The sequence below is a fragment of the Gemmatimonadaceae bacterium genome (assembly GCA_037721215.1).
In the GTDB taxonomy this organism is placed as follows: domain Bacteria; phylum Gemmatimonadota; class Gemmatimonadetes; order Gemmatimonadales; family Gemmatimonadaceae; genus UBA4720.
This window is the reverse complement of the sequence record JBBJNV010000034.1, coordinates 1-12,476: the sequence shown is the minus strand read 5'-3', so window position 1 is coordinate 12,476 and position 12,476 is coordinate 1. Positions and strand designations below refer to the sequence as shown.

The window sequence follows — 12,476 nt, the reverse complement described above, 5'->3', positions numbered from 1 at the left end:
CAGCGCGGGTCGGCGGGGCGTCCGTGCCTCGCCGGCTCCGCGCACGTTGGCTTCCAGGACTCGCCCCGACAGCAAACCGGCCGACCATCCTGATGGTACGCCTGCTGCAACCACAGGTGTCCTAGTCAAGTGTTCAGTTACCGCGGATGTGAGCCAAGGGGGAGCTGTCAGTACGCGTTGCTCGATCGCACGCCGCCAGCATCGTCGCAAAGACGCGCGCGAGATCTTCGCCCAGGGTACTTATGAAATCCGCGACCGTCGTGAAGTGAGGCGCGGCATCTCGGCAGAGCGCAATGAAGGTCACCTGCTCTCGACAAAGCCGCTCAATGCCACGGCCGCTCATTATGCCGTGCGATTGCCATGCACGACCATGTACTGCAACATTCCATGAGGTTTTCCTACAGCCTCGTAAGCCCGCCTAACTCCCGTCTCGGAGATCACGACGCGCCTCCTCGCGGAACCATAGAGTGTCGGTATATGCATCGAGGTCCTCGGTCCGCGACCTTCTGCCATCAATTACTGGTAGAAACGCGTGGATCACTTTCGTGGCCGTTTCGATCCTGGTCGCTGGCTGCCAACCACGCGCCGCCCACGAGCTTCACCCGGGAGGAAGCGCCGGACGGTTCCGTGTAAGCGTCTGGAACGTTGCCGAATCATCCTTCGTCAGGCGACCACCGGTCTTCCGCCGGATCCTGCAGGCAACGGATGCGGATATCTTCAGCTTCGACGAAGTCGGGGAGCACTCACTGCATGCTCGCCTGAGATCGGAGTTTGCGCGCGGGGTCGCGACGAACGCCGCGGTCGTCGAAGTACGCGGCCGAAGGTTGCTTCTCGTCGGACTCGACCTGTGGGCCCGGGGCGGCTCTCCGGACAGCTCGGAGGAGACGCGTCGGCGCGGCCGGGGCGGCCCGTTCCACAGCGCCCGTATGGATGTAGTGATTTTCAGCGACCTGACACTCAGCGCGTTGAGCGCGCGCGTCGTAAACTGGGACGACTTTCCCTCGGCCGAGCGTGTAGCCCTCGGCCTCACGCCGACGCCAGTGGTGGGGTTGTCTCGCCACCGCCCAGTAGTAGTGGACTTCGAGTGGCGCTGAGACTGCGGCGAAGTCCGGAAGCGCGTGACGGTGACGCGGAGCGACCTTCAGCGGAAGACGCTTCAACGCTGCTCTGCCTGCCGCAGCGTTACACTCATCCACAGCAACCAGATTCCCTGCGCGAGGACAACTGCTCCGAAGCCGTGAATGTTGAACTTCAGGCGACCGCTCAAGGTGACAGCGAGCATCAATATTCCACTGATTATCCCGTAAACGGCGAGCGAACGCGATAGAATCTTTTCGCGAATCATTGCGACCGACCAGAGCAGCAGTGCGAGGGCGCTGAAGGAGACGTATACCTTGTCGAAAGATCGGTTCAACAGCACTGTGTAGCCTAGCGCATTCGCTGCAAAATCCCTTGCCGCACCCTGTTCCCTGACTGTTTGTTCGAGCAGCGCGGTGGCGATGAATCCGCTCGCGGTTGCCGCGATCATGATCGCCGCGCTTGCCCATGCGAAGAACACCAGGGCCCCGACGGCGAGCACCCGCTCGGTCCGAAACTGAAGAGTCAATGCGAGAGTGCCCATCACTATCAGCGGCTGTCCGAGCAGTGCGAGCGAATGAACCATCACGTTTAGCGATCCTTTACCGCCTCCGGCGACGCTTTGAATTACGTCGTGACCTGTGGGATGCAGGGTCATCGTGACGAAGCCGCAGAGTGTGCCGGCGACAATTGCGAGAGATGCCTTCTGGTTCGTAGTCATCGTGGATTTGGGTTGCTCAGTGGTTGACCGGGGGCAATATTGACCCGCTCACCGCATCCCGCTCGCCATGTCGAACAAGCCAGCACTAAATGTCCGGAAAGTCGCATCTTCCGACCCGAGGATCGCGCGGAGCACTCGCGCCCTCGGCGCCGCACTGGTGGAGCTGATGCTGGAGGAAAAGTTCGACAACATCACGGTTCAGAGCATTCTTGACCGCGCTGATGTAGGCCGGTCGACCTTCTACGCGCACTTTCGAAACAAGCACGATGTTCTGCACACGAGCTACGAAAGGATGTTCGGCTGGCTGGAGCAGCAGATGGACGCCTCATCCGGAGCTGGTGTCCGAATAGCTCCTGTCGCCGAATTCGCTGTACACCTCGCCGATGCTGAGCCGCTTCTGGATGCACTGCGGTCCTCGGGGCAGTTGCAGCAAATATCAGATCTCGGCGTCGATTTCCTCGCTGCCATTATCGAACGACATGTCAGGTCGATACCCGGATCGAACCCACCGGTCCCCGCATCACTGGTTGCGCGCATGCTCGCCGGCGCGCTGATGCAGATGTTGGAATGGTTCGGCGAGCGGCGTGCTTCGACTACTCCGGCACAGATGGACGCAATGTTCCACTCGCTGGCGCGGACATGGCTGCTCCGCGCCTCCTACGAGCCCGTCAGCTAATGCAAATCCAGGTGGCGCGTCGTTTGGCGCTTCCTCCCAGCTTGTATTGTGGCGGCCGCACTCACGGCATGGATGGCAATGTCGGCCGCTCGACCGTAGCTGGCTTCGACTCTCGCTGCGATGACAGCGGCCGCTGCTGTCGAGGGCTATGCGGAAGCGCACTGAGCGCGCATTTTATGAGGGGCCCACGCAGCAGAACGCCGGGCGTTTAGACAGACTCGCAGCAACTCGCCACCCGAGATGCAATCACACTCGTTCGCAGCCGGTCTCGTTTCCGCCAAATTGTCCACGGGTTAGGGGTCCTCGTCATCGATGCCCGAAGATGCCGACTTCCCACCTCAAGCGGGTGAGCTGTTGCGGCTGCTGAGATCGTACCTGAAAGGTTTGATGTCAGTTGACGAGTTTGTAATAGCGATCCATCAGCTTCCGCCATTGCAAAGTGATGGTGCGGCCACGTGCGCACGGTCGTGACGAGCGAATGCGCATCCAGTCGTACTATGAAGGCCAGGAGTTTTTGTATCGCCTGACGAAGCTTCTCGCTTCGCCGCAGCGTAATCCGCGGAGAATTGGCGCGCGTTCCACATCGTTCGGCCCAGTTGCACCAGTCCCTGGGCATCCCCTCGCAACCTCACCTTGAGAATATGCGCGTCTTGACAACTCTTACAGCACTTTGCATCGCCACGCTTGCCTGTGCCCCGACTGCGCAGAATCGGGCTTCACCCGCCGCAGGTCCGACAGTCGACCGCGACGCGGAACGCAGCGTTGTGGTGACCGTCGAGCGCCTCTTCGAGGCGATGCGAACTCGAGACACAGCGGTGATTCGCCAGCTCCTTGCACCCGAACTTGTGCTGGTTTCGATCGGACCCGGAGGTACTCGCGCTCACCGCACCCAGACTGTGCCGGATTTGCTGCGTGCGATCGCTGGCAGCCCGGAGGAACTGAGGGAGCGCATGTGGTCGCCGGAGGTGCGGCTCGATGGTCCTGTCGCTACTCTTTGGGCGCCTTATGACTTCCATATTGGTGCACGGCTGAGCCACTGCGGTTATGACGCTGTTCAGCTTGTGAACCAAGGCGGCCAATGGATTATTACCGGTCTGACCTACACCGTGCGTCCCGCCCCATGTGCCACTCGACCCGGCTGACGAAGAGCGACTATTGTCATCCCGATTGACTCGCCCACGTCCAGAGCGTCCCGGTGTCGACCAACATGCGCGGATCATCGCCCTGGCTTCATGACCGACGCCCTCCGAAACACGCTCCAGCAGGCGGTTGGAAACGCCTATCGTATCGAGCGTGAGCTCGGTGCCGGCGGCATGTCGCGCGTGTTCGTCGCGCACGACGCGTCGCTCGATCGCGACGTCGTGGTGAAGGTTCTATCGGCGGAGTCAACCAACGGAATCAGTGGCGATCGGTTTCGCCGTGAAATTCAGGTTATCGCCAGGCTTCAGCACCCGCACATCGTGTCCATCCTTTCGGCGGGCACGGCGGACGGCGCACTTTACTACATCATGCCGTTCGTGCGCGGCGAGACGTTGCGTGCACGCATGACCCGCGAAGGGCCGATGGCCATTCCGCGTGCAGTCAGGCTGTTACGGGAGGTGCTCGACGCACTCGCGTTTGCACACGGGCAAGGCGTCGTGCACCGTGACATCAAGCCGGAGAACGTGCTCCTCGAGGCGGGGCATGCGGTGGTCGCCGACTTCGGCATAGCGAAAGCGCTGAGCGAAGCGGGCAACATGACATCGGTAGGCATTGCGCTGGGCACCCCCGCATACATGGCTCCAGAGCAGGCAACGGCCGATCCCAGTACCGATCACCGCGCAGATCTTTACGCCGTCGGTGTACTTGCGTACGAGCTTCTCGCCGGCTCGCCGCCGTTCAGCGGCAGCGCGCAACAGGTGATCACGGCCCACATTACCATTCCTGCGCCCCATGTCCGCACGGCTCGCGCGGATGTTCCTGACGCATTGAGCCAGCTGGTCGCGCATGCTCTCGCCAAGGATCCCTCGGCGCGTCCGCAGAGTGCACACGAAATGCTCACCGCTCTCGATGCGCTATCGACGTCGAGCGGCACCCCCACGCACGGAGTTTTACCCGCTCCGCGCGCAGAAGCTGGCCGATCGGTGCCGCGGTGCTGGTGCTTGCGATTGCCGTGTCCGCCGCCGTTTTTCTCAAATCGCGCTCCGCCGCCGCCGCTCCGGTAGTTGCCGAAGGTGCAGAGCTGATCGCCGTCATGCCGCTGATTGCAGCGTCCGACACGTCTCTCACCCGCCTCGGCCAGGACCTCGTCGTGACACTCAGCGCGAACCTCGACGGGGTGGGCGCGCTGCGCAGCATCGATGCGGCCACTCTGCTGATGCGCGCACGCAAGCTGCCTTCACCGATGCCGCTCGTCGATGCACAGCAACTAGCGATGGAGCTCGGCGCTAAGGGCGTCATGACCGGAACCCTCGTGAGCGAAGGTGACCGCGTGCGCGCTTCGGTAGTGCTGCGCGTGGTTGGCACGGACTCCACACTGGCGAAAGCATCGTCCCTTGCGACGCCGCGTGACATCGCGGCGCTGACGGATTCGCTGAGCTGGTCGGTCCTGCGGCAGGTCTGGCGACGCGGCACTTCACCGTCGCCAGTACTGGCGGGGCTCACTACGCCGTCGTTCGATGCCTTACGCGCATTTCTGGACGGCGAGCGGCGATTTCAACGGCTCGACCTGAAAGCAGCGCTGGCAGACTATCGCCGCGCCTTCGAGCTGGACACAACATTCGCGCAGGCATACCTCCGGTACGACTATGTCAACGAGTGGAACCTCCAGCCGAGGGACTCCTCTGTTCACGCTCGATTGCTCGCGCTCAGGGACCGGTTGCCGGAGCGCGAACGGCTATGGATCGAAACGCGCGAGCGATCATTGCCCATTCCGGAACGTGTAGCGGAGTGGAAAGCATTGATCCAGCGTTTTCCTGACTATCCGCCATTCATCATGGCTGCAGCTGACCCGATCATCCACACGGGCCCGATCTATGGCATCCCCCTGGCCGAGGCTCAACCGCTGCTCGACCGGCTGGAGCTGCTTGTTCCTGAACACGCCGACACGAAATTCCATCAAGCAATGGTTACCGGCGTTCTTGGAACACCAGCCGAGGCTGGGGCATTACTGACGAGCGCGGCGCGCGCAGCGGCTGGACCGTGGGGCAGGCTAATGGAATTCAGCGGCGAGATTCTGACTGCAGAGGGGGCCGGCCAGCCGATGCCGGCCGAGGCTCGAGCATTCAGATTTGCAAGGTCGCTCGCGCAGGACTCGCGCGACGATCCTTCCTTTCTGATGCTCTCCGGGTTTTTGACGCAGGTTTCCTCGCAACACGCTTATCAGCTGGATATGCTTGCACGGATACGTAAGGCAGGTATCTACCAAGGCGAGGTCGGCGTGGCTTCGGCATATGGCGAGAGCGAATTGCGCGCTGCGCGTGGAGACTGGAACGGCGCCGTGAGCGCGGCGCGGCGCCTGGAGGAGACCGGACTTCCGGTGGCGATGCGGCAGGCAATGGCACGTACGTCGGCCCTGGGCGCTTGGCTGGGGACCGTCGATCCGATGGTTGCCGATAGTGCGGTACAGCGCGCGCGAAGCTTCTCCGAGGCGCGGCCCACCAGTGTCGACCGCGCCGAGTTGAGTTGGCTGAACGGCTTGGTTGGGGTTGTGCGAGGCGACAAGCCGCGGGTGCGTGCAGCGATGAGAGAGCTCTCGGCGGACACATTGTCCATTTTCCGAAATGCTGCACGGTCGCTTGACGGACTGTGGGTGAATCGCAGCGACCCGAACCGGGCGGCGGACAGCCTCAAGGCACTGAGCGACGACTTCATGCGCGGCGTCGGGTATGTGCTCGCGGTCGAAGCGGTGAATCGAATAGTCGTGGCGCGGGGGCTGCGCAGGGCCGGACAAAGTGCCAACGCTGAACGCTATATCATGTGGCCGGACGCGAGACCCAGTTCAGCGGCTAACGTTGTAACGGTTGCGGTTATGAGTGCTATCACCGAGTTCGAGCGGGGCAGCGCGTTCGACGCGGCTGGTCACCGCGCTTCGGCGGCCGTTCATTATCGCAGATTCGTCGCCGCGTACGATCAGCCGCCCCCCGCGCATCGGGCCATGGTCGACACGGCAAAGGCGCGTTTGTCTGTGCTGGCAAAGACCGATGCGGCGAAACCCCGGCCCAATACTTCAGAAAGCCGATGACGCGTTTGGTAGAGGCTAGATCTCCCAGTTCGACAGAACCACGCCTCGCTGTGGCCGGTTCTCTCCGTACCCCTCGAGAGTCATCCGCAGGTCCGACCATCTCACCCGCGCTCCCCGCCTGATGAGCGTCTGATACGCCTCCCCATACTGCCCCTGCATGCGAATGGCCACGCGTCGTGTGCCACTCCGCCGTGCATGATCCGAGAGCAGCGTCACCAGCGGATCGAAATCTTCGTCAGATCGCGCAACCAGCTTGAGAACGCGCAACTCTTCGCGAACCCGGCCTTCGACAAGCGGCACCGAATGACAGATCGCGAAGCCGGCCAGCTCGTCCCTGTCCCAGAGCGTCAATGTATCACCAAGAGAAAGTTCCTCAGTGAGATGAATCTCGCGGGAAAAGTCATAGCCCGGCGCTATCGATGCAGTCAGAGCAAGACACTCAGCCACTGCATGGTCCAGCTCGTCGGCATGAAGACTGCCCAGTCGCACTGACCTGCGCCGGCCATCATCCGCCGGACCGTGCGCGCCATCGACAGTAACAGTGAGTGTCAGGTGCCCCGGCGTCATGCCCAGTGCCGAATAGAACCCGATGTTGTCCATCGTGCGAGGCATCGTCTCGAGGCCGATCACCCGCGCGCCACTGGTTTTGAGCAGCTCGATGCCCGCCGACACCACGGTCTTACCCACCCCATGGGCCTGTAGATCGGGATGTACTGCAAGCGGCCCCATCCATGCCTCGGCGCCAGACTGGTGGACGACGTTGAATGCGACGATGTTGCCTCGGTCGTCGCGCCATAGCATCGCACCGCTGCCTGCATCCGCGATCGCGAATCGCCAGACTGCGGGATTCAAATAAGGGACGCGAACGCCTGCCATTCCGTCGCGCCGGTATCTATCTGTAAACGCGTCACTGAAGACCGCGTTGAGCACCGGAATGTCGCTGTCCAGCATCTGATGCGGTCCTGTCGGAACCCTCGCCTGGCGCCAGCTTCGCGAGACGGCCATCAGGCGGCTCCGGCGGTGATGAGCACCGGCTCCCACAGCGTTCCCATCGATGATATGTCCCGACCGCCGTGTGCTTGCTCGACCACGGATGCAGCGGCCGACGAATCGAAACGGACAGTGATGACTCTGTCGACTCCCTCGCGCACCGATTCGATGTGCGTGATGAGAATGACCTGCTCGAAACGATCGCCAAGGGCGCGGAGAAGCTCGATCACATTGAAGCGCCGCGTTTCGTCGAGGGAACCAAACACCTCGTCGAGTATCAGAAGCGAGAACGCCTGACCCGATCGCTCGGCGATCATCTGCGAAACGGCGAGCCGGAGCACGAGGTTGGCGATATCCTCTTCTCCCCCCGAGAGAACCGGCTTGCTAATGCCATCCTCAAGCACGGTGATGTTGTACTTCTCATCCAGCTCGATCTCGGCGGTTCGGGAATCCATCAGCTCTCGCAGGAACGTGGTCGCCAGGTCGGACAGCTCCGGTCTGAGCTCGGCGTTGAGCTGAGTGCGCATTTCGTTGAAAGCCCGGTCGAGTTCTTCGTGAAGGCGGCGCTCCTTCTCGCGCTGGTCGACAGTAGCCTGAATGGCTTTCGACTCCTGCCCGGACGCGAGTGCTTTTTCAAGCGCCTCACGCGAATTTCGGAGATCGGAGCTGGCGGTATTCAGAGAAAGTTCAGCGGATCTCGCTTCGGCGTTGTACCTGTCATAATCGGCTTTGAGTCGGTCGAAATCGACCACCCCAAACGACATCTGTTTGTGTCTCATGCGGAGTGTTCCGAGCAGAGATTCGATTGACGACAGCGTGCCGGCGTATTCGCCTCGCTCCCGCGTGACCTGCGGCTCGCGCTCGACAAGCGCGTCCAGCCGGGCGAGGCGCGCCTGGAGCGGGGCGAGCCGGGCGAGCTCGGATCTCACGAAATCGTAGCGGGCGGCATCGAACCCACGCGCAATCGCGGCAATGTCGCGTCGCATCTGCTCGATGCGCCTATCCTTGAAGGCGATGTCGCGTACGATGCCCCCGAGCTCCTGCACCGCCAGCTGGACCCGCGCAAGCTTTCGCTCGAGAGCGCCGGCCTGACCTGTGAGCGTGCGCCGGCGCTCATCCAGCGCCCGCACGTTCGAAGGCATATCCGACAACTGCTCGAATCGGTTGCGGTAATAAAGGCCATCTGCCGTGAGAGCCTCAACGTTCTCTGTCAGATGTTCTACAACAGTATGCAGATTCTCGCCCAAGGCACGGCTGCAGGTTGGGCAGGCGCCGTCAGCACCGAGACTCGTGACCCTGTCGAGCTGGTGCTGCACTTCGATAAGCTGCTTGCGGAGGTCGTGTAGCTTTGTGTCCGCATCCTGCCGGTCGCGCACCCACTCGGTGCGGCGGGCTTCGAGCTCACCCTGCGCATCCTCAAGCTCGGCGCGCTTCTTCTCGAGCTCCACCGTGACATCCTCTTCCAGTCCCGGTGCTTTTTCGATGACCGTGTGGCGCGCCCGCAACCGGTCGAGCTCTTCACGCAGTGCAATTTCACTTTCCACCAGAGTCTTGCGCCGACCCTCCTCGCGGTACATCTCGTCCAGAATGCCGAGCTCGGCTCGCAGTTCTTCCTGCGGCTCGACGGCTCGTTGCAGTTTCGCGAGCTCCGCTCGCGCTTCCGCAATTGTGGCAAGCTCCGACGATACACGCTCCACGTTTCGCCGAAGCGACGATTCATCGCGTTCATTTGCCGTGATATCGGCCTGAATCTGCAGCGCCTTGTCGCGGTTCTGCTGTGCCAGCGCCCATTTCGGAGTGACCATCGCCAGCGCGTTTCCAGCAAGCAGATTTCTGTGCTCAGCGCTCTGCGCCGCCGCGTTTGCCTGCGCAGCTCTCGCGAGAGCCTCTGTCAACCATTTTTCGACTGCAGCGGGGTCGGGCATGCCTGCCCTCAATCCGGTTATCTCTGCGGCAAGGGTTCGACGTCGCTCGCCAACCATGTCCTGCGCCAATCGAAGCTTTTCATAACCCAGCACGCGGGACAGAAAGCGAGCGCGCTCGGAGGCAGCCATCGTCGCCATCACCGCGAGCTCTTTCTGTCCTGTGAAATAGGTTCTGAAGAATTCATCGCGTGACATGCCAAGCAGCCGCTGCAGCTTTTCGGCGACCGCTGTTGGCGTCACAGCCATCGGCTCCGGATCGCCATCGAGATACAGCTCGGCCGAGCTGCGACCTCGGACGATGCGGTAACGGTGACGCCCGAGCTCGAACTCCAGCTCTATACCCATCGATGAGCCGGCGCTCGCTTGCTGGGACAACATCTGATCGCGGTTTGAGCGGCTCCACGCGTAAAGCGCGAACGCGATCGCCTCCAGAATAGTGGTCTTGCCCGCGCCGTTCGGCCCGATGATCCCAGTGATGCCGGACTCGAACACGATCTCACTGGAGACATGCTGGCGAAAGTTCCTGAGTTTGAGCGAGTGCAGCTTCATCCTTCGTCGGTAGCCAGAGCCGGGGAAAGGCGGTCAGCCTCGTCGAGATAATGCATGCCGAGATTGACGAGCGCTGCGCGGTCGATACCTGGCGTGAGCTGCCTTTTTTCAAGCATCGACCGAACCGTTTCGGCGAGGGATGTGCGCCTGCCCGGCGCGCCGCCTGTTTCGATCCGCACCGGCTGCGGCCGCCTTGCGTCGAGATGGAAATGAAGCGCGCGCCGCTTGAACTCCCGAATCTTCCGGTGATCCAGGTCGCGAAGGATATGTCGCGGTACATCGCGAACGACAACGCGAACAATCATGTCGTCAATTCCGCCCCTGCATGAATCGACAGCTGCACAGATGTCGGCGCTGAGCTGCTCGGCCGTGCGTCCGACAGCGCTGACCTCCGGGAGGTCGATCACCCTTCGGGCCAGCGTTACCGAATGGAATCGATGCTGCCCCGTGTCGAGATTATGCTCGATAAAGCCCTTCCCCGGAATCTTTCGACGGAACTCCTCGTCTACTTCGCCCCAGACGTTCGAGCTCGCGTACTCGAGCGAGCCGGAATAGTAGGCATTCGGTGCAACCTGTGTATACACATGGTAGTGGCCGAGCGCGACATAATCCCACCGTTCCGGACGCAGATCTTCTCGAGGCAGCTCGACACCCGGCAGGGGCGGCGGCGCGCCGAAGCGGTTGATGACCCCCTCGACCTGGTCGTGCATCAGCAGCACGTTGTAGCGCGCTGTTTTGCTCGGCTCGAACGCCGGGCGCGGGCGAATGAGACTGGGGATGGCAAGCACCGATAGTTCGCCATCACGAAACGTGACGTTCTTCGCTTCCTCTTCGACGACGGTGATTCCAAGGGTCGAGAACAGCCTGAGCAACCAGCCGGTTTCCGTAGTGCGCGGTTTGTCGTGGTTCCCAGCGATCATCACAATGCTCGCGTCCGGCAGCATTTCCGTGAGACGCGAAAACTGCTTGAAAGCGTGGAGTATTGCCGGGTTTGTGGGCCGAACGCTGTGAAATACGTCGCCGCCAATGAGAATGACGTCAGGCTGAATCTCGATCACCCGGTCGATCGCGCGCCGGAACGCGGAAGCGATGTCCGCCTCACGCTGATTGATTCCGTTCGCCGCAAGCCGCTGATACTGCCTGAACCCGAGATGCAGGTCGGACAGATGGACGAGCTTCATTGAGCCCGTGCCGTCCTTAGATGCTGAGTGACTCGCGTCCACACCGCCATCGGCGGGCCAGTTGCGGGTTTGATGACAGATCGCATATCGATGCTTGCGCGCGTCTCGGTGATCCATGCAAGACGCCTGTCGAGCTGCATCATGCCGGTAAGGGAGCCTGACTGTTCCGGCTGGCTTCCGTCGCCATGATCGCCGGACACGCTGCCTCGCATTGAAATATGGGCCACATCACCATTAGGCCCGAGAGAATCAAGCTGGAACGTTGCCCGCACCAGTCTTTTCGCACCTTGCTCGGCGGTGATGGGGATACGCATCTCGCGCGTCCACTTCTCACCTACCGACACGGCCTTTCGCGGCAACATGGCGGGCATCTGCCCGAACATCGCGCGTAGCTCGTCGCTGGCATCGGCGTTCGTTACTTCCGCACCGCCATCAGTGTTGACGCGGAACTCGATCGATCCGCGGGGCCCGGTAACGCGCCTTAACGGAGGACTCTTTCCCGGTGTCGACGATGCCGCAGTGCGAACGGAATCCGTCATCGCAAGCAGCATCGTCACGTCATCGGTGGATTTCCGGACGATGGCGCGGCTGAAGACTTCCATCTTCGTCGTCATGTGCCGCGTCACTTCCGCACACGGCCGTGCTGGAGGGCTATTTCTCGGCTGAGTGCCTCCGCTGGCGCAGCCCACCGGAACTCCGGTCATCTCTACCTGCTGATCCATCCGCACCGCGAGTGTATCACCGACTCTCGGGCGAATCTTTAGCAGCACCGACTGCGCGCCTGCCGACGACGCCGCAAACGCAATCATGCAGGAAGCCGCCACTGCGGCGACGCTGCGAGTCAACGCGGCCCGCCTCCGGATGGCTTCGGCAGCCATGAGCCGGTGCAGTGCAGGTACGGCGAGGCTGCTATGGATCATACGGATCGCCAAGCGGCAGGGATCGCACTGAGGTTGCGGCAGGATGTCTTGCGGCGGCTGTAACAGTCACGGGATGGGGGGAAATAATCGTCCGGAATTTGGATTCGAACGCGTGTTTCACGTTTGCGGGTCTCTCTCTCATGACCGCGTTTCTGGCTCGAATAATGTCGGCTTCGTCGTACAGCGCATTTAAGCGACTTTGAATCTGCGCGTAA

Annotated in this window: 11 protein-coding genes; 5 read left to right on the top strand and 6 right to left on the bottom strand. The window is 61.8% G+C overall.

The genetic code is table 11. The features are described from left to right. Window positions 1–545 precede the first annotated feature (545 nt). The gene (locus WKF55_15470) at window positions 546–1,094 is read left to right on the top strand and encodes a hypothetical protein (GenBank protein MEJ7760979.1); all 549 of its coding nucleotides are present in this window, start codon (window positions 546–548) and stop codon (window positions 1,092–1,094) included. A 62-nt stretch (window positions 1,095–1,156) separates the two neighbouring features. Here WKF55_15470 and WKF55_15465 read toward each other — a convergent pair whose 3' ends face one another. After that, window positions 1,157–1,798, bottom strand: coding sequence for a hypothetical protein (locus tag WKF55_15465; protein MEJ7760978.1), 642 nt, complete (start codon window positions 1,796–1,798; stop codon window positions 1,157–1,159). Window positions 1,799–1,865: 67 nt separating this feature from the next. Here WKF55_15465 and WKF55_15460 point away from each other — a divergent pair, with 67 nt between their 5' ends. From WKF55_15460 to WKF55_15445, 4 genes are all read left to right on the top strand, one after another. Next, window positions 1,866–2,474, top strand: coding sequence for a TetR/AcrR family transcriptional regulator (locus WKF55_15460; GenBank protein MEJ7760977.1), 609 nt, complete (start codon window positions 1,866–1,868; stop codon window positions 2,472–2,474). Window positions 2,475–3,115: 641 nt separating this feature from the next. Then, on the top strand, window positions 3,116–3,616 hold the full coding sequence (locus tag WKF55_15455) for a nuclear transport factor 2 family protein (GenBank protein ID MEJ7760976.1): 501 nt from the start codon (window positions 3,116–3,118) through the stop codon (window positions 3,614–3,616). A 90-nt stretch (window positions 3,617–3,706) separates the two neighbouring features. After that, window positions 3,707–4,678, top strand: coding sequence for a serine/threonine-protein kinase (locus WKF55_15450; GenBank protein MEJ7760975.1), 972 nt, complete (start codon window positions 3,707–3,709; stop codon window positions 4,676–4,678). Beyond that, on the top strand, window positions 4,606–6,696 hold the full coding sequence (locus tag WKF55_15445) for a hypothetical protein (protein MEJ7760974.1): 2,091 nt from the start codon (window positions 4,606–4,608) through the stop codon (window positions 6,694–6,696). The genes WKF55_15450 and WKF55_15445 overlap by 73 nt, the downstream gene beginning before the upstream one ends. 15 nt (window positions 6,697–6,711) lie before the next feature. Here the strand turns inward: WKF55_15445 and WKF55_15440 are convergent, their stop codons facing one another. The 5 genes from WKF55_15440 to WKF55_15420 form a co-directional block, all read right to left on the bottom strand. Continuing rightward, window positions 6,712–7,701 (bottom strand): GNAT family N-acetyltransferase, encoded by a 990-nt coding sequence (locus WKF55_15440; protein MEJ7760973.1) that lies wholly within the window; start codon window positions 7,699–7,701, stop codon window positions 6,712–6,714. Then, the gene (locus tag WKF55_15435; GenBank protein ID MEJ7760972.1) at window positions 7,701–10,160 is read right to left on the bottom strand and encodes an SMC family ATPase; all 2,460 of its coding nucleotides are present in this window, start codon (window positions 10,158–10,160) and stop codon (window positions 7,701–7,703) included. Before WKF55_15435 ends, WKF55_15440 begins: the two co-directional genes overlap by 1 nt. After that, entirely contained in the window at window positions 10,157–11,341 is a 1,185-nt protein-coding gene (locus WKF55_15430; protein MEJ7760971.1) for a DNA repair exonuclease, read from the bottom strand. Before WKF55_15430 ends, WKF55_15435 begins: the two co-directional genes overlap by 4 nt. Beyond that, the gene (locus tag WKF55_15425) at window positions 11,338–12,261 is read right to left on the bottom strand and encodes a DUF6263 family protein (GenBank protein MEJ7760970.1); all 924 of its coding nucleotides are present in this window, start codon (window positions 12,259–12,261) and stop codon (window positions 11,338–11,340) included. Before WKF55_15425 ends, WKF55_15430 begins: the two co-directional genes overlap by 4 nt. Continuing rightward, on the bottom strand, window positions 12,251–12,476 hold a 226-nt coding region (locus WKF55_15420), incomplete at its 5' end, for a hypothetical protein (GenBank protein MEJ7760969.1). The genes WKF55_15420 and WKF55_15425, both read right to left, overlap by 11 nt.